This window comes from Paraburkholderia antibiotica (assembly GCF_012927125.1).
In the GTDB taxonomy this organism is placed as follows: domain Bacteria; phylum Pseudomonadota; class Gammaproteobacteria; order Burkholderiales; family Burkholderiaceae; genus Paraburkholderia; species Paraburkholderia antibiotica.
Genome location: NZ_JABBFZ010000006.1, coordinates 1 through 19,068, shown reverse-complemented (window position 1 = coordinate 19,068; position 19,068 = coordinate 1). Strand labels below are relative to the sequence as shown.

Here is a 19,068-nt window from a genome sequence, read left to right as displayed (position 1 = left end):
TGTTCTTCGTTCATCGGTATGGCTAACAATTCAGAACGCACCGCCGAGTCCTCGAACGCGGTCGAACGCTCGTTCCGTCTGCTGCGCTTCATCGCGGAAGGCGGCCAGACCGTCAACGTCAGCGAGACGGCGCGGCAGATCGGCGTAAATCGCATTACGCTAATGCGACTGATCGCGTCGCTCGAAGCGCTCGGGCTGATCGTCGAAGATGCAGCCGGGCATCGGCTGGGACTGCCGTTTCTGACGCTAGCATCGGCCGCGCTCGGGTCATCGGATCTGATCGCGCATGCGCGCGCGGTGCTGCCGACGCTCGCCACGCTGACGCGTATGTCCGCCTATCTGGTGGTGCGCGAAGGCGCGGAAATCGTCTACTCGCTTGCCGAAGTGCCGGATACGCCGCTCGTCAGCCAGATTCGCGTCGGCAGCCGCTTGCCCGCGTATCGCGCAACGCCCGGGTTGGCGATGCTCGCGCTGCTGGAGCACGCGGAACTCGAGCAGATGTGCTCGACGCAGTGGCCGGAAGCCGATGCGCCATCGTTCGATGCGCTATCGGCGCGTCTCTCAAAAGTTCGTGCGGACGGTTGCGCGTGGAGCCATTCGGGCCTCGAAGCGGGGATCGATTCGTGCGCGGCGCCGATCGTCGATGCCACCGGCAACGCGGTCGCGGCGCTCAGCATCGCGGGGCCGTCGCGGCTCTTTGCCGAGCGGCCCGAGCATGACGAAGCGCTGGCGCAGCCGGTTAAACGCGCGGCTGCGCAGATTTCGAAGTTGCTGGCTTAAGGTTGCCGTGTCGGTGCGGCGGGTAGATGCATGCGGCACGGTGTTGTGCACGGCTTCGCTCGCAACGCGCATGTGAGCTCCATCAACGTAAAAACGAGGTCGAAAGCGACCTCGTTTTTACGAGGGCTGGACAGTGCGCCGCCCGCCCTCGATGCCGCTCAACTGCGGCTCAAACACGGCTCAACTGAAGTTTCAAACCAGCGTCGTCTGCACATCCACATTGCCGCGCAGCGCCTTCGAGTACGGGCAGGTCTGGTGTGCGCGCTCGATCAGCGCATGCGCGACGTCGCGCTCGACGCCAGGCAGGCTCACGTTCAGACGTGCCTGCAGGAAGTAGGCGCCATCGGTGGTGCCGAGATCGATTTCCGCGTCGACGCTGGTATCGGCCGGCAACGTGACATGCAGCGCACGCGCGGCCAGTCCGAGCGCGCCGATATAGCACGCGGACCAGCCGGCGCCGAGCAGTTGCTCGGGATTCGTGCCGGCGCCCGACGAGCCCGGCGACGACAACCTGACGTCGAGGCGGCCATCGGCGCTGCGCGCGACGCCGTCGCGGCCGCCAGTCGTGTGGGTCTTGCCGGTGTACAGCACTTTTTCGATGCGGGTCATGATCGATTACTCCTGTTGATCCAGTGAATAGAGAATGGCGAATCCGAGGTCGAGCCCGGCCTGGGCGATGCGCCGGAGCGGCTGGCGCGATGGCATGGGGCTCGACTTGCGGTGAACGTATTGGAACGCGCGGGTGTATCCCGTGTGTGTCTGGGTCGACGGGTTTGGTAAGCGTGCGTATCGGCACGGCCGGTTGATACAGTGCGATACAAATGGCGCGGTGGGCGTCGCGCAGGTAACGGGGACTACATGCAACTATCCCGGCTCGAGCGTGAAGCCCCTCATCGATTCGGCTAGAACCGCATGCGCCTTATGCGGGTCTCTGACGACCTCGGACCGCTCGCCGGGCGACACGTCCTCCGGCACTTCCAGCGGATTCCTGTCGCCGATCGAACGCAGCTCATCGTGACGCAGCGCGACGCCCGCGACGAATACCGCGGCGAACGCATACGCATGCAACAGCAGCGCCCGTCGTGGGGACGACGTCGGCCCGGCTCAACTCGGCGGCCGCGAGTTCTTCGGCTCCGGCGCGTCGAAGCCCGCCGCACCCGCCCCACCCTGCCTGCGCGACGGCTCGCCACCCGGCTCCGGCCAGCCATCGCCGCCGACGAGCGGCACGAATCGCACGTCGCCGAAGGTCTCCTCGTCGTAATCGTGTTCACCAAGGCGCAGCACCTTCACAAGCCGCTGATGATGCGGGCTACCACCGACTGGCATCACCAGCCGCCCGCCCTGCGCGAGTTGCGAACGCAGCGCCTGCGGCACGTGCGGGCCGCCCGCGGCTGCGATGATCGCGTCGTACGGCGCGTGCGCGGCGAAACCGGCCGTGCCGTCGCCGACATAAACCTCGACGTTGACATAGCCAAGCCGCCGCAGACGCTCGCGCGCGCTGCCGGCAAGGCTCGCGTCGCGTTCGATCGAATCCACGCGCGCGACGATCTCCGCGGCAATCGCGGCCGCGTAGCCCGAGCCGGTGCCGATGTCGAGCACGCGATCGCCCGGCCGCAACTGCGCGGCTTCGAGCATCTTCGCGACGATGAACGGCTGCGAGATCGATTGCTCGCCGCCGATCGGCAACGCCGTATCGTCGTACGCGAATTCGCGCAGATCGATGGGCACGAACGCCTCGCGCGGCACGCGCCGCATCGCCGCAAGCACAAGCGCGTCGCGCACGCCGCGGCGCACGACCTGACGCTCGACCATCCGTTCGCGCGCTTCGCTGAAATCGCTCATGGCAGCCTCTGACGCAACGCCCGATGCGACCTCCTGAGAGGACAGTTCAAAAACCTCGACACCGGGCTGTCTACCTTTGCAGCAACCTGCGAACCCGGGGGATCGCAGGCCGATGGGACATAAAAATCATCCTTCGCCCATTTTAGATATCGAAGGCGGTTGTTAGGGTGATTGCCCTTTTTCAAGCGAGCGAAAGCGGGCGATTCGGATGTCGTATCAACAGGATTCAGACGGCGTGCGCGTGGTACTAAGCGCGCCGCAACTGGCGGCCATATTGGCTCGTCAGTCGATCAGCCAGACAGAGATGCTGACCAACCGGCTGTGGGGCGGGTTACAGATTGTCGGCGGGGTGCTGGAAATGGTCGGGGCGGCGGCGCTATGCGTGCTGCCGGAACCGACGATGGCGAGCAAGGCCGGCTGCATCGTATTCGGGGTGCATGGCTCGGACACTGCGGCGGCGGGTGCGCGTCAGGTTTGGACCGGCTACGACACCCTCACGTTGACGCAGCAGGGCACCACGAAGCTGGCCCAGACGATGAAGGCCAGCCCCGATATGGCGAACAGTATCGGCCTATCGATCGATCTGGCGGTGCCGTTTGGTTTTGCCGGCTCGGTCAGGGCTGCACGCGCCGCCCGTATTACGATGGGCCGGATCAGCCTCGAGATGCACGAGGCGAAGGCGGCGCAGCCGAGGCTGGGTGGGCATACCCATGCTTAAGCATGTGGGCAGGGATGAGGCCTGGTTGAGGGATCGGTTGAGGCGGGAGCCGAAGCGACACGTCGTATCGTCGTTCGCAAATATTCAACAGGCCGAGCGAGCGATTTCGGAGACAGTACATGCCAACGCGGCAAGGATCAGTGACTGGGCGCGGTCCCCACATCGAGAAATTACGCTAACAGTAACCAAGGTCATTTCCGGCGACATTGGGTACGGCGTGACGCGGGCTACTGGTGAGCTTACGCGAATGAACAAGGTTTTCGTCACGCTGAAATATGAAACCTACAACGGCATGCCATGTTACGTTCTTACCTCCTACCTTGGATGAAAAAGAAATGAGTTCGTCAAAGCATTACCCCTCAATGGACCACCTCATGATCACTTATTTCGGCCAGGACTTTGATTTGTTCGGAGAAACTGTCCCAGAAATTGTCGCTTGTTACGAGAAAGACTCTCCATACAGTTATGCAAACCTGATTTACGAGATTGACGCGTTCAGAAACGAACATCCGAATGATCTGACTATCGCGTTCAATCAGAAGTATGGAAGCGGGTTCTCGCCGGAGCCGTGGGGGTACACGACCGCCTCCTTCCTTGATGAGGTACAACGTCTCCTGCGCGACTGAGCAGCTTGTCGCCGGACGCAGGCACAAGCGCGCCGCTACGCCATCCTTCGCCTGGATTCCACTGTAGCCAATCAATCTCACGACGGCATGCCGTACTACATCCTTACGGCCTTTCTTGAATAAGAAACAAAATGAGTTCTTTAGAGCGGTATCCCGAGATGGACAATTTTTTCAGCATCTATTTCGGTCAGGACTTTGACCTCTTTGGCGAAACCGTTCCAGAAATTGTGGCGTGCTACAAGAAGGGTTACCGTCATCATTATGCAAACCTGCTTCGGGAAATAGTCGAGTTCAGAAGCGAGCATCCGGAGGACCTGGACAACGCCTTCATACCGTTCAGTCGCGGGTTTCGTCCCGAGGGGCGGGGCTACACGACTGCATCCTTTCTTGACGAAGTACAACGCGTCCTGAACGAGAATCCACTTGTCGCTAAACGCCGATAACGCGGCGCTGCTTGCCTCTACACGTCTACCGGAGTTCGCATACCGGGCCCAAGGGTCCACACCTTTATTCGCCCGTGACTTCGTATGTGCCACCGCAAAGACTTGGCACCTACCCTAAGTGAGCCGGATCGCACACTTGCGCGCTATTGAATGCGGATCAGTGCCGCGCTAGCCGGCGCCACCTGCACGGCCACCCGCTGATCCTTCACGTCGGATGACTGCTGCGGCGCGCCTTGCCATGTGCCATCGAGCGCAATAGGCTGGCCGCCAAACGTAATCGCCGTGCCGCCGTTGTAGATGCCCGGGTTCGCGAGTTGAGCGGCAGCGCTGTCTGCCGACGAAGCGAGCGTCATCACGGTGGCCCGCGACGACGGTGCGTCCAGTGCAATGGTCACATCCGCGCGCCTGTTCGTATCCTTGTTATTGACGACGACATACGTTGCGCCGTTACTCGTCGCCACCGCGAATGCGCTGACCGCTGCGCCGCTCGCGCTCAACGCGGTGGTTAGCAGCTGGCCGTTCGCTCCACCCGCGAAAATCTGCGAGAAGAACATCAGTGCGTAAAAGAGCGGCTGCACCGCCGTGATGGGACCGCGAGCGTCGCCGATAGCCGTATAGCTCCCGATCGAGCCGTTGTTGTGGAAGTTCAGGCCGCTCGCACCGTATTCCGCATGCGTGAAAATGAAATCGATCGCCCACAGCGCGCTCGCAAACACATTGCAGACGCCCCCCGGCTTGGTGCTGCTGAAATACGAATTGGCTTCGTCGATGCGAAACGGCACACCCGCGGTCTTTGCTGCCGCCTGCAAGCTGCGCAGTTCCGCCACGAGACTCTCGTCGGGATAGTTGAGCATGCCGGCAATCGAAGGCGCCGCATTGTTGTAGTTGCTGATGTAGTAATGCTCGGTCAGCAGCGCGATCCTGGCGCTCTCGTTCGTGGCGAACGATTCAGCCCAGCCGGCCGCATCGCTCGAAGCAGCCGGTCCACACAATACGGCGCCGTTGACCGCATTTGAAATGGCCCGCGCAAACTGGTTCCAGCCCGCTATCGTGCCCTGCGCGACGGTGCCGCCATTGAGAAAAATGTTGTACGTGATCCCGCCGAGGTTCTGGGTGGAGTCGCCGCCGTAAAGATCGGGCTCGTTGCCGATCTCGAACGCGAGCAACTGACTGCCGAGCTGCTGCGCCACGTAAGCGGCTTCGTCGGCGGCCAGCGCGGGCGAACTCGTCGAACCTCGCGCGCCGGCGAAATTGATCCCATAGATCACTTTCCAGTTCGGGCACAGCTTGATGCAGCCGGCCAGATTCGCCACGTCGATGCGCGAGACCTGCGCCTTGGTCCGGCCAGCCCCCTCGGGTGTCCACGTGATGCGGTCCACGCTGTTGCCGCCGATGCGCAGCACACCCCCGCCCAGCGCATTGAGCAATCCGATCAGATTCGTATTGTCCGGGCCGAAATACACCTGCGACGAGGTACTCATATGGCCCTTCTCGTAACTCAGACTCGCGAAGCCCGCGTCGAGCGTGACCGTGTCCGGCAATGGCTGCTGCACGCTCAGCGTCATCGCGGCGCTCGTCGGCGACGTGGCGGATGAACCGGCCGCCGCCCCATTCGCTCCTGAACCGCCACCACCACACGAAGCCAGCATCGATGCAACCGCGCAGGCACTGAAGCTGATGAACCCACGGCGGTTCATCGACAGCGGAGCATGATGCTGATTAGTCGACGCAAGCAGGCTGTTTTGTGGCTTCACGCGCTGTTCCTCGTAAGGGGTGGCTTTTTATGTTTATGCGCATCATGGGAATGGCGATGGCCAGATGCGGGGCCATTTTTGGGCCCTCACGGTAACACGCCAGCGTGGAGATAATTCGGGGAAAAACAGGGGAATAAGTCCGGTAATTCGCGGCATTGCCGGATTGCGACTTCGGGGATTCGTGCAAGCCCTCGCGAGCGTGTCGAGGTTGGATGCAAACCTGGCTGGAAATAGCGCGAGGTTCAACGAATGCGTCCCAGGACGAGGCTCGGGGCGCTGACGGGAAGTGCCGATACGAGGTGACGATACGACGTACCGACACGGGCCGCCACGCTGAAAGCAGCAGCCCATCCACGCATTACTGAAGCTGGTTGCGCAGCGTCTTCGCGGCGGCGACCATGTTCGTGAGCGCCGGAATCACCTCCGCCCACTGACGCGTCTTCAGACCGCAATCCGGATTCACCCACAGACGCTGTGCCGGAATGCGCTCGGCCGCCTTCTGCATCAGTTGCACGATGTGCTGCTGCGTCGGAATGTTCGGCGAGTGAATGTCGTACACGCCTGGGCCGATTTCGTTCGGGTAGTTGAAGTGGTCGAACGCGTCGAGCAGCTCCATGTCCGAGCGCGAGGTCTCGATCGTGATCACGTCCGCATCCATATCGGCGATCGACGCGATGATGTCGTTGAACTCCGAATAGCACATATGCGTGTGGATCTGCGTTTCGTCCCGCACGCCATTCGCGGTGATACGGAACGATTCCACCGCCCAGCGCAGGTACTCGCCCCACTGTGCGCGACGCAGCGGCAGACCTTCGCGCAGCGCAGCTTCGTCGATCTGCACGACCCGCACGCCGGCCTTTTCCAAGTCGAGCACTTCCTCGCGGATCGCCAGCGCGAGCTGGTAGCACGACACCGAACGCGGCTGGTCGTCGCGCACGAACGACCAGTTCAGGATCGTCACCGGGCCGGTCAGCATGCCCTTCATCGGCTTGTTCGTTAGCGACTGCGCATACGTGATCCACTCGACCGTCATCGCGGTCGGGCGGCTGATGTCACCGAACAGGATAGGCGGCTTCACGCAGCGCGAGCCGTACGACTGCACCCAGCCGAACTGGCTGAACGCATAGCCGTCGAGTTGCTCGCCGAAGTATTCGACCATGTCGTTGCGCTCGGCTTCACCGTGCACCAGCACGTCGAGGCCCAGTGCTTCCTGCTCGCGCACGCTGCGCTCGATTTCCTTGCGCATCGCGTGCTGGTAGCCGGACTGATCGAGCGCGCCGCGCTTGAACTGGCTGCGTGCATGGCGAATTTCCGCCGTTTGCGGGAACGAGCCGATCGTCGTGGTCGGATACGCGGGCAGCTTCAGCAGCGCGGCCTGTTTGTCCGCGCGCTCGGCGTAAGCGTGCTGGCGGTTGCCGAGGTTCGCGTCGATGCGAGCCAGCGCGGCCTTCACCGCCCGGTTGTTCACGCGCGGCGAATTGCGGCGCGCAGCAATCGCGGCGGCATTCGCTGCGAGTTCGTTTGCAACCTTGTCGCGGCCGCCGTTCAGTGCGGTGGCGAGCGCCTTCAGTTCGTCGAGCTTTTGCAGCGCGAACGCGAGCCAGGAGCGGATTTCCGCATCGAGCTTCACTTCGCTCGCGAGATCGACCGGCACGTGCAGCAGCGAACACGACGGCGCGAGCCACAGGCGATCGCCGAGTTGCTGCGCGAGCGGCGCGAGCCATTCGAGCGCGGCGTTCAGATCGGTTTTCCAGATGTTGCGGCCGTTGATCGCGCCGACCGACAGCACGCTGGTCGCCGGCAGCTTCTGCGCGACCAGCGCGACTTCGTCGCGTGCGTTGATCGCGTCGATGTGCAGACCGTCGACGGGCAGGCTACACGCAAGTTCGAGGTTCTCTTTCAACTGGCCGAAGTAGGTCGCCAGCAGCAGCTTGACGCCGCGTTCCTCGAAGCCCTGATACGCAGTTACAAACGCGTCGCGCCAGGCCGGATCGAGTTCGGTGACGAGCACCGGTTCGTCGATCTGCACCCACTCGACGTCCATCACCTTGAAGAAGTCGAGCAGCGCGCGATACACGGGCATGATGCGCGGCAGCAGCGCGAGCTTGTCGGCGAGTTTGCCGGTCCCGTCCTTCGTCTTGCCGAGCCACAGATACGTGATCGGACCGAGGATCACCGGCTTCGCCTTCACGCCCTGCTCGCGCGCTTCGCGCAGCTGTTCGAGCAGGCGGGACGTGTCGAGATTGAACGTCGTATCGGCGGTGAATTCGGGGACGATGTAGTGGTAGTTGGTATCGAACCACTTCGTCATTTCGCCGGCCGCGACGCCGCCGCAGCATGCGGCGTGCTCTTCGGCGCTTTGCGCCGAACGGCCGCGCGCAACGCGGAAATAGTTGTCGAGCTTGTCGCCATGAAAGCCCTGCACGCGTGCCGGTAGATTGCCGAGCGTGAAGCTCATGTCGAGCACCTGATCGTAAAACGCGAAATCGCCGACGGGCGCGAGGTCGAGTTCACGCTGGTCGTGCCAGTGGCGTTGGCGCAGTTGCGCGCCGAGTGCCTTCAGTTCGTCGCGCGACGATTCGCCCTTCCAGTAGCGTTCGAGACCGAATTTGAGTTCACGTTGGGCGCCGATGCGCGGGAAGCCGAGATTGTGTGTAGTGACCATGGGCGCTGCCTTCCAATGAAAATTGCAGAAACGATGCGAGGACTGGCAGCGATGATAGGGTTTTCATTCCATGAATAAAAATGGCATTATTTCATTCATCCATTAGTTTTGTTCATTGTCCATGCTCGAACGCTTTCATCTCACGCTGATCCGCGAAGTGGACCGGCAAGGCTCGCTCACGGCGGCGGCCGGTGCGCTGCATCTGACACAGTCGGCGCTCAGCCATACCGTCAGGAAGCTCGAACAGCAGCTCGGTACGCCGGTCTGGGAGCGCGACGGCCGTAATCTGCGCCTCACGCAGGCGGGTCGATACCTGCTGTCGCTTGCCGACCGGATGCTGCCGCAGTTCGAGCACGCCGAAGCGCGCATGAAGCAGTACGCGGACGGCGAGCGCGGCACGCTGCGCATCGGCATGGAATGCCATCCGTGCTACCAGTGGCTGCTGAAGGTGGTGTCGCCGTATCTCGCGCGTTGGCCCGATGTCGACGTCGACGTCAAGCAGCGCTTCCAGTTCGGCGGCATCGGCGCGCTGTTCGGCTACGACATCGACGTGCTGGTCACGCCCGATCCGCTAAAGCGGCCGGGCCTCGTCTTCGAGCCCGTGTTCGATTACGAGCAGGTGCTGGTGGTCGCCGACGGCCATCGGCTAGCCGACGCGAAATACGTGGAACCCGAGCAGCTCATCGACGAAACGCTGATTACCTATCCGGTCGATACCGATCGCCTTGACATCTACAACCTGTTTCTGCGTCCCGCCGACGTCGCGCCCCGCCGTCACAAGACGATCGAGACCACCGACATCATGCTGCAGATGGTCGCGAGCAATCGCGGCGTGGCCGCGCTGCCACGCTGGCTCGCGGAGGAATACGCGGACCGGATGCCGGTGGTGAGCGTGAAGCTCGGCAAGAAAGGGATCGCCAAACAGATTTTTCTCGGCACGCGCGAAGCGGACGCGGCGCTCGACTATCTGCAGTCGTTCGTCGAGTTCGCACGCAAGTCGGGTTGGCAGGACGCGAAGCCGCGACGTTGAACGCTGCGTCACACGCAGCCGACCGGGCGGCTGCCACTCACATCCGTCCCTCGCGCGCCAATTCGTCCCTGAAGTCGGGATGCGCAATGTCCACCATTCGACGGATCCGCTGCTTCAGATTCAGTCCGCGCAAGTCGGCGACCCCGAACTCCGTCACGATCAGACCGACGTCGCTGCGCGGCGTGCTGACAGGACCGTTGAGGCGCGCGACGATCCGGCTTCGCGCTTTGCTCGTCGACGGCAAGGCAATGATCGGCACGCCGCCTCGCGAGCGTGCGGCACCGCGCAGGAAGTCGCCCGCGCCGCCCACCGCGCCGAGATAACTGCCGTTCGCCACCTCGGCATTCACCTGCCCCGTTAAATCGACTTCAATCGCCGAATTGATGGCGACGAATCGATCGATGCGGGACAGCACGTCGGGATGGTGGATGTAGTCGGTCGAGCGCATCAGCAGATTCGGATTGCGATGCGCGAAGCGATGCAAGGTTGCGCTACCGATCAGGACGCCGGCCACCGTCTTGCCTCTATCGATGGTCTTGCGCGCGTTCGAAATAACGCCGCGATTCATCAGCTCGGCCACTCCGTCGCCGATGCTGCCGGAATGCACGCCGAGATCGCGATGCGCGCTCAGGCTACCGAGTACCGCATCGGGAATCGCACCGATGCCCATTTGCAGGGTTGCGCCATCCTCGATACGGCCGGCCACGTGTCGGGCAATCTGTTCATCGCAAGGTGTGGATGCGCCGCGCGCCTGCTCCAATACCGGTCGATCGGTGAGCAGCACAGCGTCGAACCGGTCGAGCGTCAACGTCTGCTCGCCGTATACCCACGGCGCTTGTCGATTGACTTCGGCGACGACCACGCGCGCGCTCTCTAAAGCGGGCAGCAGATATTCGTGGGCAAGGCTCAGGCTGTAACGCCCTGCTTCGTCGGGCCCCGCTACCTGCAGCAGCAATACGTCGACACGCAGCGCACCGTCGCGTATCAGTGCCGGCAGTTGCGAGTAATGGCACGGCAGCACGTCGAGCACCCCGGCATTGGCCAACGCGCGATTCGTGCCCGATCCGCCGTAGCTGACAAACTCCACATGATCGGCGTGCTCGGGACGGCACGCGTCGCTCGACGCGATGCCCAGCATCACACGAAATCGCCCGATCCGCTCTCGTTGCGCCATCAGCGCGCGGGTCAGCGGCAACGGCTCCGCGTTGGCCTGCCCCCACAGCACGGTGTCGCCCTCGCGAATCCAGGTCGAGAGATCGAACGACTCAGGAGCCAGATAATGTGTCATTGAACCTTCAGCCGGACGGTGGGGAAAGCGGAAGAGACGCGGAAGGAGCGCACGGTAAAAAACCGTGCGCCGTCATAACGCTAGTACTCAGATCGCGGATGGATGACGCGCCAACGGAGTCACCTGAATCGTCATGTACGGGAACAACGGCAGCGAAGACAACAGCTGATGCAGCTCGTCGTTGCTTTCGACATCGAAGATGCTGATGTTCGAGTACTTGCCGACCACGCGCCACAGATGCGGCCATTTACCCGATTTCTGTATCTCGATGGCTTTCGCCTTCTCCGCCGCCTTGATTTCCTCGACGCGGCTCGCATCGAGCGAGGCCGGAATGTTGACTTGCATTTCCACGCAATACAGCATGTTCGTCTCCTATTGAATCGATCTGAAATTCACCCACGTTCGTTACGAGCGGGCAAGTCTTCCGTGTGCTCGTTGCAAGCAGATCGCCGGTATGCGACAGGATGTGCGTATCAACGGAATAAACGTGAGCGGTCGAATACGTAATCGCGCTGTCTAGTAACAGCCAGTCGTTGACATCGAATACGCCACGGTGAAACCGCATCGAGAACTCGTATGAGCGAGGCTCGATGTCTTCGACACAGCCAGGTACTCGACATATATCAAGTGCAGCCGATGCGTGACTCGCAGCGATATACGTCAATGCAGCTGGGGCCCACACCCCCCTGGTCGGCAACGGCTGCCGAAGCCGGCACCAGACTCGCAGCCGGACGCCGCCAGCTGCCAATGCACGCGATGGCGTCACGACCCAAGGACGAATTTCGGCGAACGGCATGCAGCTTTCCACCTGCCGTGTTGCTTCCATCGACATCGACTCCGACTCCAACGCGACTTCGCCGTCCAATGCGTCGTCCAAGCATGTTGGCCGTGACGTCGTCACAAACGATTCGGCCCCCGCAAAATGCACCTGCATATGCCCCAGCATATCCAGCCCTTGCACCGCATAGACGTCGCGACACAACGCTCCAGCGTTTGCGCTGGCGAATTCGACCGCGTACTCCAGTTCTTCGTCCAGACGAGGCTCGTCTGAAATGCTCAGTTTCAGCGCGTGTACACAGCGTTTTTCGATCGACTGCGCCGCGGCCCAGACACCCTGACCGGCCATCAGCCCCGCGCCGAATATCGAGCGGTACTCGGGATGCACGAAGCAGCTCCGATAAGAGCGCTCGCCGATACTCGTCACCGGCAGCAGGATCGTCAGGTCGTCATATCCCGACGACGCAAACGGGCGATCGCATGGTTCGCGCATGAGCGTGTATCCGCGAACTACTCGCCGTGCCGCGACGAGACCGCTTCGGTGCGAAACGGCTTGAGCTTGCCGATAAAGGTCTTGCCGTGCTCGAACCACGTCTTGCGAATATCCGAGTCGAGATATCGCTGATAGGCTTCCTCGTTCTCGAACCAGCATTCGCCGATCGCATCGACGTGACCGATGTCGAAAAACGGCACATGCGTATCGGTCGGCTGTTCGGCGACGAGCCGCACCTCGTATTTCAGCAGCCCCGGTATGCCATGAGACATCTCGTCATGCCGCACGCACTCGCGTTTGAATTGTTCGTCCGACATGCCTTCGGGTTTGACGAGGAGATAAAGCATTCGAATCATTTCTTTTCCCTTTTCAAAAGACTGATAGGTGTCGGGCAGTGCGACTAGCCCGAGCGAGTCATTGCTGAGCAGCCACGGCGCCCGTTCGCGGCGCAACGCCAGCACCGTTCAAACTTGCATCCACTTCGTCGAGTTTCACACCTCGCGTCTCCGGCAGCATCAGGATCGCAAACACCGAGATCGCATAGGAACCGAGACAGAACAGGCCGATTGCCGTCGCCAGACCGGTGCGCGCCGACAGCATGCCAACACCCGCCACCGCGCTCGCGCCGACGGATTTGCCCACGTTGTACGCGAAGCCCATGCAGGTGGTTCGGACGTTGGTCGGGAACAGTTCGCTCAGGAAAGGGCCAAGGGCGGCAAACATGCCGATAGACAGGAAGCCGACCCAGAAACCCATGACGTTGGCCAACACCGGACTGAGCGCGACGAACATATAGCAAACCGTCACGATCCAGCTACCCAGCGATAGTGCGATCAACGTGGGACGCCGCCCGACCTTGTCCGCGAGATAGGCCGACACCGCAAATCCGCAAAAGGACCCCAACGCCATGATCAGAATGGTGGTGATGAGCGAGCCCGGCGCAACATGGCGCTCAGCCAGCAGCGAAGGCAACCACACGAGGATCGCGTAGCAGCCAGCCTGCAGCCCGATCACCAGCAAACTGGCGAGAATGGTCGATCGCAGGTACTGCGGATTGAATGCCGACGACAGCGACGCGCGCGGCGCTTTGGTATGCCGCGCTTGCTCGAACAGCGCCGGTTCCTTGACGTTGCGGCGAATGAGCAGCACGACGCTTGCCGGAATGATGCCGCTCCAGAAAGCGACGCGCCAGGCGAGCTCCTTCGGCAAATGCGTGAGCAGAAACGTGGCAACCAGAACCGCAAGCGCCCAACCCAGCGCGAATCCGGATTGCACGAAGCCCATCGCCTTGCTGCGATATCGCGGCGTGGAGGCTTCGGCCATCAACGCAGCACCGACCGCCCATTCGCCGCCGAATCCGAGTCCCTGCAACGTGCGGGCGACCAGCAACTGTTCGTATGACTGAGCAAAACCGGCCATCACGCCGAAGAACGTGAACCAGACGATCGTGAAGATCAGCACTCGAACCCGTCCGTAACGATCGCTCATGATGCCCGCGATCCATCCGCCGATCGCCGTGACCACCAGCGCCACCGTGCCGATGAGTCCAATCTGCCCTTTGCTCAACGCCCATGTCGCCATCAGCGCGGGCAAGAGAAAGCTGAACATCTGCATGTCGAACGAGTCGAGTGCCCATCCCGAGTAGCACGCCCAGAATGTTCTCTTCTGCTGCGGCGACCCGTGTCTGTACCATTCAAACATTGTCTGTCTCCAGTGAGTTCGTTTTATTTTTTGTCTTACGCGATAAAGCTCGCCCCTATGCCGGCTGCGATGCCTCCAACAACGAAAAATCCAGCGCGACGCCTGTCGCTTCCTGCAACGTCGACGGCGTGTTTCCGTCGACGATTTCAAGCACGAATACGCCGTCCTCACGTATCTCGAGCGTCGCGAGATCGGTATAAACGCGGCTCACGCAACCGAGACCCGTCAACGGATACGTGCAGCGCGGCAGCAGTTTGCTTTTTCCGTCTTTGGTGAGGTGGTCCATCATTACGAACACGCGCTTGGCGCCGATCGCCAGATCCATTGCGCCACCGACAGCCGGAATCGAGTCCTCTTCACCGGTGTGCCAGTTCGCGAGATCGCCTTTTGCTGAGACCTGAAACGCGCCCAGCACACAAATGTCGAGATGGCCTCCACGCATCATTCCGAACGAGTCCGCGTGGTGAAAGAACGCGGCACCGGCGCCGAGCGTGATCGCTTCCTTGCCGGCATTGATCAGATCCCAATCTTCCTGCCCTGGCGCCGCCGCGCTCCACTGACCCAGTACGCCGTTCTCGCTGTGCAGGATCACTTCCTTGTCGCTGCCGAGATGATTAGCCACGAGAGTCGGCAAGCCAATGCCGAGATTCACGTAAGCGCCGTCGGGAATGTCGCGCGCGACGCGAGCCGCCAATAGATTTCGCGCTTGCTGATTCATTTCGTTCTCCGTCCTCGCTGCGTTCAATGTGTCCGGCTGCCGCCACGGACGACCACGCGGTTGACAAAAATGCCCGGCGTAACGATCGTTTCGGGGTCCAGTTCACCGAGTCCGCACACCGCTTCCACCGCGGCGATCGTGGTACGGGCCGCCATCGCCATCACCGGTGCGAAGTTGCGCGCGGTCTTGTTGTAGATCAGGTTGCCCCAGCGGTCGGCGGTCTTGCCATTGATCAGCGCAAAGTCGACATGAATCGGATATTCGAGAACGAAGTCGCGTTCGTTGATGCGGCGCGTCTCCTTGTTTTCCGCGAGCATCGTGCCGAAGCCGGTCGGCGTATAAAACGCACCGATGCCGCAACCGGCGGCACGCAAGCGCTCGGCCAGATTGCCTTGCGGCACGACCTCCAGTTCGATGCGCGCGGCCCGGTACAACTCCTCGAACACATACGCGTCTTTCTGCCGGGGAAACGAGCACAGCAGGCGACGCACACGGCGCGCTTTCAGCAACGCGGCCAATCCGGAATCGCCATTGCCTGCGTTGTTGCTGACCACGACGAGATCCTTCGCCCCTTGCTCGATCAGTGCATCGATCAGCTCGTCGGGCATGCCAGCGCCACCGAAACCACCCACTGCGATAGTCGCGCCGTCCGGTACATCGCGAACGGCATCCAATGCCGTGCTGCAAATCTTGTCGATCATGTCTTTCGGGTCTCTCGCCAGTGACAGGAGCGCTGCGCTCATTCGCGACGCTCGACTTACGTAGCGTGCCACGCCCTTTCCGTACTCACAATTTGGCGATCCGCAAGCGCTATTAAGCTGGGGTTAAGCCCCCCGCGAGGGTCGATGCGACAGAGGCAAGCACGAGGTTGCCACGCGCTTCGTGTGCATAAGGCGTGCGGTTCAGCTCCTTCAGCACGTTGCCGATACACTTCGGCAACGACGCCTCCCATGCGTCCAGCTTGCGCCTGTCCTCCACGCCCCGCCTGTTGTAACGCAGCGGCGGATATTTTTCGCCAGGATTCGCCCGCAGCCATGCGGCGTCCTCCGCACGCTCCCGCGCGAAGCGCGACGCCTGCTATTCCGGCAGCATGACCGTCACGCTGAGCGATACGCCCGATGGCTATTCACTGGATACACTCCGCGCCCCCAGCAGCCTTTCATGCCTTGGGAACACATCGACAGGTGGTTAGGCGCAGGCCATCTCTTCAGCACCGGACAGCGCGTCAATGTCTCGGTTGACTACATCCGGCAAAGCCTTACCGTTACCCCTGAATACGATGATGCCGTCAAAGCGCGCGAGCGCGAAGCGTTGGCCATCGCGCGCAAGGCCGACAATGACGAACTGCGCAAGGTATGGCGCGCTCAGGTGCAGATAACCAGGCGCGACCGGGCATGACCTCCAGATAGAAGAACCAGGGGCCGCATTTACGGCCCCTGGTTCAACATCTATCGGTTCTCAAGGTTGTATTTGGCAACTCTAGAAACATCCTGATCCTCATCCTGCACAAGCCTCCTGATTATCGAAACAGGAGTCTTTTTATTTGAGGCAATGCCTTGTCGAACAACTGCGTCGAGATCCTTTGATAGAAGCTCAAACAACTCATCAGACAATTTTCTCTTCACAGCAATGAAGCGGCGAACATCAGGTTCAAATTGACAAAGCAACGTCAAGATCTCCAGTGGGACGGTCTTGTTATGAGCGACCCATTTCCTATATTCCGGAAATCTGTCGATGACGTCTTTCCACACTGAAACAGGAGCCTCGTCAGTTGCAGCGCGATCATATTCATCCTTGAGAGAACTATCTCGCAGAGCTATGAATTCCTCGGCAGAGTGAATCATTGCGCGTCCTTGCACTTCAACGAGTCAAAGTCAATGCCCTTGCCAGTATCGCTCTTGTGCTTATTCATGTAATCGCCATAGACGTCGGCGTCTGCCACCCATGCACCATTCTTGTCGTACACCTTCCAGGCACTGTTCCCGTGTCCTGTTTGATCTTCAGACCACCACATGCCTGTGCCCGGATCTCGCACATACTTGGCATAGCCCACGCCAGGCACGTTGCCTGAACATATCCTGTCGAAACGATTCACTTCCCACTTGTTTCTGCATGGGCATTTAGCGTTCTGGTTCGCCTTTGAAGACGCTTGTTTCCTTCCAGCACCGACTGGCGATTTTGACAATCCGAACGGATCGACCCACTCAACCGGATTCGGCGCGTACCGATAGACGTTGATCCCACCGGCCAGCCCGATCGGATCTTTGCTGATGTAGCGCCCCGACTGCACATCGTAATACCGATGCAGGTTATAGGCGAGCTCCGTCTCCTCGTCATGATACTGCCCCTGGAACCGGATCCGGTTATCCGCGCCAACCGCATCGGCCTTGCCATACGGCGCACGCTTTACCTCACCCCACGCCTTGTACCGCGCAAGCCACACCACCTTGCCCGACTCGTCCACCATCTCCTGCGGCGTGCCCAGGTGATCATTCTGGTAGAAGTACGTCGCATGCCGCGTCTTTGCCGGCACCTGCACAAAGCGCCCGTCCGTGCCCGTGGCGAGGAACGCCGGTTCCACCAGCTTCTCGTCAAGCCGCGCAAGCGGCACGAACGATCCCGGCTCGTGCAGATAAAGCGACGCCGCCTGCCACTCGTGATGCCGCTCAAGCGTATGCATGCGCTGCGCGACCGGCAGCGAATACACATCCTCCGGCTCCTCCCGCACGATCTGCGCCCTGCGGAACTCCAGCCCGCGATACACATGCTCGTGCTTCACCGGCAGCCCGAAGCGCTCCTCCATCAGCAGCACATCGCCGTCCCACGTGAAGAACGTGCGCTCGATCCCGCCATCCGGTCGCGTCACCTTCTTCTTCGTGCGTCGGCCGAACGCATCGTACGCAAAACTCACTTCCAGCAGCGGCCGCACACTCCCATCGACGAGCCGCATACCACCACCCGCCACCGGTTCCCTACGCGCCAGCTCATCTGCCTCCGGCGGCTTCGCATAGCGCTTCGCTTCGATCAGCCGGTTCGCTGCGTCGTACCCGTACAGCCACGTCGTGCCGTCCGGCTCACGCAGCGAACAGAGAGGGAAACGACAGACGTAAACGAAGCGCGGGTCGTGAGTGCTACCAACACTCACGACCCGCTGACCACCACCAACTCAGACAGGGAGTTGACTATGGCTGACGCCAATCTTAAAGCACGCCTACCCGTCACGGAACGGTTCGTGACCATCCAGCAGTCATGGCGCTATCGCCAGTGGCAACCCCAAGGCTATCTCAACGACCCGCCTCTTTATCCCTGGATGAAGCTCTCCGGACGATGGATCGAGCACGCCGGCTTTGAAGCAGGGCAGCGCGTGCGAATCACCGTCGAATACGGCCGCCTCCCCATCACCGCCGAATAAACGTACGAAGGGCCGCATATGCGGCCCTTCGTTCTAACGAGAAATTTTCGGAACCTGAACATCAATAGCGACGACCGTTAATATTGGCTCGTCGGTCCAGGCTGAGATAAAACTGAATTCCTTGAAGCCATTTGGTGGCTCCTCTGCCGCCTCACATGTCTCAGAGAGATACATACTCTCGGTACTTTCGGCTAAACGCGACAGATCCTGTCCTTCCGGGGAAACGGTTTTCATGCTGAGAACCGTATGGAAGACAACTTCGAAGGCACCCCCATCAGTTCGGATAAACACCGTCAGACGTCCTCCTTCATAGGCGAACGATTCAATCTGGGCATCTGCAACAAGAACTTCACTACTTTTCATTTCCTAGCTTCCCGGAAAGTTTTCGCCCGGATTAAAACCAGTACCACTGCCTGGCGTATAACCATCCGGCTGTGATTTGGTTACCACACCGCGACGGGCTGCCTGGCCCCAGCTCACACCATCGGGTTTTTTTTCAACATGGTAATGCGGCCCATGATGTCGTGAATTGAATCCTTTGTCACAAGGACACAAGCCCTCGGGATGGCTTTCGTAACGAATGCGCGTATTGCTATTCGGAAACCAGGTGTGACGAGATGTGCTGTCTGGGGTCGTTCCGATCTTGGGATCCCAATCATTGGCTTTAGCAATTTCCGAACGAGGATCTGCATCTTGTAGTGGTCAACTCACGCCGGACACCGAGTTAAGTTTTTCTTCTGCGACTGCCGGCGCTAGACCGTCATTGAATTGATGCGGTCGAGTCCAGTTGTATCGCTGCATCAGGAAATAGCTGATGTCCC

At 60.8% G+C, this 19,068-nt stretch carries 21 protein-coding genes and 1 pseudogene; 7 read left to right on the top strand and 15 right to left on the bottom strand.

The genetic code is table 11. From position 1 onward, the window contains the following. The first annotated feature begins 18 nt into the window (after window positions 1-18). Window positions 19-780 carry an IclR family transcriptional regulator gene (locus HHL14_RS12650; RefSeq protein WP_169497956.1) on the top strand — a complete coding sequence of 254 codons (762 nt, stop codon included), beginning with the start codon at window positions 19-21 and terminating at the stop codon, window positions 778-780. 192 nt (window positions 781-972) lie between these two features. On the opposite strand, the gene HHL14_RS12645 is transcribed toward HHL14_RS12650, so the two are convergent. The 3 genes from HHL14_RS12645 to HHL14_RS12635 form a co-directional block, all read right to left on the bottom strand. Then, window positions 973-1,389 (bottom strand): organic hydroperoxide resistance protein, encoded by a 417-nt coding sequence (locus tag HHL14_RS12645; RefSeq protein ID WP_169497955.1) that lies wholly within the window; start codon window positions 1,387-1,389, stop codon window positions 973-975. Window positions 1,390-1,644: 255 nt separating this feature from the next. Further along, entirely contained in the window at window positions 1,645-1,848 is a 204-nt protein-coding gene (locus HHL14_RS12640) for a hypothetical protein (protein WP_169497954.1), read from the bottom strand. Window positions 1,849-1,884: 36 nt separating this feature from the next. After that, window positions 1,885-2,622, bottom strand: a complete 738-nt coding sequence (locus HHL14_RS12635; RefSeq protein WP_169497953.1) for a protein-L-isoaspartate(D-aspartate) O-methyltransferase — start codon at window positions 2,620-2,622, stop codon at window positions 1,885-1,887. Between the two features lie 208 nt (window positions 2,623-2,830). On the opposite strand from HHL14_RS12635, the pseudogene HHL14_RS12630 reads away from it, so the two are divergent. The 3 genes and pseudogenes from HHL14_RS12630 (at window position 2,831) to HHL14_RS12620 (ending at window position 4,409) form a co-directional block, all read left to right on the top strand. After that, window positions 2,831-3,668, top strand: a pseudogene (locus HHL14_RS12630) (RNase A-like domain-containing protein). Further along, complete coding sequence (locus HHL14_RS12625; RefSeq protein ID WP_329601648.1) at window positions 3,616-3,966, top strand: contact-dependent growth inhibition system immunity protein; 351 nt, start codon at window positions 3,616-3,618, stop codon at window positions 3,964-3,966. The pseudogene HHL14_RS12630 and the gene HHL14_RS12625 overlap by 53 nt, the downstream one beginning before the upstream one ends. 131 nt (window positions 3,967-4,097) lie before the next feature. Then, complete coding sequence (locus tag HHL14_RS12620) at window positions 4,098-4,409, top strand: contact-dependent growth inhibition system immunity protein (RefSeq protein ID WP_169497951.1); 312 nt, start codon at window positions 4,098-4,100, stop codon at window positions 4,407-4,409. Between the two features lie 143 nt (window positions 4,410-4,552). Here HHL14_RS12620 and HHL14_RS12615 read toward each other — a convergent pair whose 3' ends face one another. Together HHL14_RS12615 and metE are read right to left on the bottom strand one after the other, a co-directional pair. Then, on the bottom strand, window positions 4,553-6,163 hold the full coding sequence (locus HHL14_RS12615; protein ID WP_169497950.1) for a glycoside hydrolase family protein: 1,611 nt from the start codon (window positions 6,161-6,163) through the stop codon (window positions 4,553-4,555). Window positions 6,164-6,521: 358 nt separating this feature from the next. Continuing rightward, window positions 6,522-8,828 carry a 5-methyltetrahydropteroyltriglutamate--homocysteine S-methyltransferase gene (metE, locus tag HHL14_RS12610; RefSeq protein ID WP_169497949.1) on the bottom strand — a complete coding sequence of 769 codons (2,307 nt, stop codon included), beginning with the start codon at window positions 8,826-8,828 and terminating at the stop codon, window positions 6,522-6,524. A 121-nt stretch (window positions 8,829-8,949) separates the two neighbouring features. On the opposite strand from metE, the gene HHL14_RS12605 reads away from it, so the two are divergent. After that, window positions 8,950-9,858: a LysR family transcriptional regulator gene (locus HHL14_RS12605; RefSeq protein WP_169497948.1), complete on the top strand. Its 909-nt coding sequence runs from the start codon at window positions 8,950-8,952 to the stop codon at window positions 9,856-9,858. Window positions 9,859-9,895: 37 nt separating this feature from the next. On the opposite strand, the gene HHL14_RS12600 is transcribed toward HHL14_RS12605, so the two are convergent. From HHL14_RS12600 to HHL14_RS12570, 7 genes are all read right to left on the bottom strand, one after another. Next, window positions 9,896-11,146 (bottom strand): acetyl-CoA hydrolase/transferase family protein, encoded by a 1,251-nt coding sequence (locus HHL14_RS12600; RefSeq protein WP_169497947.1) that lies wholly within the window; start codon window positions 11,144-11,146, stop codon window positions 9,896-9,898. 87 nt (window positions 11,147-11,233) lie between these two features. Continuing rightward, window positions 11,234-11,509: a muconolactone Delta-isomerase gene (gene catC, locus HHL14_RS12595; RefSeq protein WP_169497946.1), complete on the bottom strand. Its 276-nt coding sequence runs from the start codon at window positions 11,507-11,509 to the stop codon at window positions 11,234-11,236. Next, window positions 11,394-11,942 carry a thioesterase family protein gene (locus HHL14_RS33950; protein ID WP_407945285.1) on the bottom strand — a complete coding sequence of 183 codons (549 nt, stop codon included), beginning with the start codon at window positions 11,940-11,942 and terminating at the stop codon, window positions 11,394-11,396. Before HHL14_RS33950 ends, catC begins: the two co-directional genes overlap by 116 nt. Before the next feature lie 491 nt (window positions 11,943-12,433). Continuing rightward, on the bottom strand, window positions 12,434-12,763 hold the full coding sequence (locus tag HHL14_RS12585) for an EthD domain-containing protein (RefSeq protein ID WP_230413011.1): 330 nt from the start codon (window positions 12,761-12,763) through the stop codon (window positions 12,434-12,436). Between the two features lie 67 nt (window positions 12,764-12,830). Continuing rightward, the gene (locus HHL14_RS12580; protein ID WP_230413010.1) at window positions 12,831-14,267 is read right to left on the bottom strand and encodes an MFS transporter; all 1,437 of its coding nucleotides are present in this window, start codon (window positions 14,265-14,267) and stop codon (window positions 12,831-12,833) included. Next, window positions 14,173-14,835 carry a 3-oxoacid CoA-transferase subunit B gene (locus tag HHL14_RS12575; protein WP_169497943.1) on the bottom strand — a complete coding sequence of 221 codons (663 nt, stop codon included), beginning with the start codon at window positions 14,833-14,835 and terminating at the stop codon, window positions 14,173-14,175. The genes HHL14_RS12580 and HHL14_RS12575 overlap by 95 nt, the downstream gene beginning before the upstream one ends. Window positions 14,836-14,858: 23 nt before the next feature. Next, the gene (locus tag HHL14_RS12570; RefSeq protein WP_169498195.1) at window positions 14,859-15,536 is read right to left on the bottom strand and encodes a 3-oxoacid CoA-transferase subunit A; all 678 of its coding nucleotides are present in this window, start codon (window positions 15,534-15,536) and stop codon (window positions 14,859-14,861) included. Between the two features lie 460 nt (window positions 15,537-15,996). On the opposite strand from HHL14_RS12570, the gene HHL14_RS12565 reads away from it, so the two are divergent. Next, window positions 15,997-16,233: a hypothetical protein gene (locus HHL14_RS12565; protein WP_169497942.1), complete on the top strand. Its 237-nt coding sequence runs from the start codon at window positions 15,997-15,999 to the stop codon at window positions 16,231-16,233. A 50-nt stretch (window positions 16,234-16,283) separates the two neighbouring features. Here HHL14_RS12565 and HHL14_RS12560 read toward each other — a convergent pair whose 3' ends face one another. Together HHL14_RS12560 and HHL14_RS33790 are read right to left on the bottom strand one after the other, a co-directional pair. Continuing rightward, a complete protein-coding gene (locus tag HHL14_RS12560; RefSeq protein WP_169497941.1) occupies window positions 16,284-16,679 on the bottom strand; it encodes a hypothetical protein in 396 nt (131 codons plus the stop codon). Continuing rightward, window positions 16,676-17,980 carry an RHS repeat-associated core domain-containing protein gene (locus HHL14_RS33790; protein ID WP_169497940.1) on the bottom strand — a complete coding sequence of 435 codons (1,305 nt, stop codon included), beginning with the start codon at window positions 17,978-17,980 and terminating at the stop codon, window positions 16,676-16,678. Before HHL14_RS33790 ends, HHL14_RS12560 begins: the two co-directional genes overlap by 4 nt. Before the next feature lie 39 nt (window positions 17,981-18,019). On the opposite strand from HHL14_RS33790, the gene HHL14_RS12550 reads away from it, so the two are divergent. Further along, the gene (locus HHL14_RS12550; RefSeq protein WP_169497939.1) at window positions 18,020-18,247 is read left to right on the top strand and encodes a SymE family type I addiction module toxin; all 228 of its coding nucleotides are present in this window, start codon (window positions 18,020-18,022) and stop codon (window positions 18,245-18,247) included. Window positions 18,248-18,280: 33 nt separating this feature from the next. Here the strand turns inward: HHL14_RS12550 and HHL14_RS12545 are convergent, their stop codons facing one another. Then, complete coding sequence (locus HHL14_RS12545) at window positions 18,281-18,610, bottom strand: hypothetical protein (protein ID WP_169497938.1); 330 nt, start codon at window positions 18,608-18,610, stop codon at window positions 18,281-18,283. Window positions 18,611-19,068 lie beyond the last annotated feature (458 nt).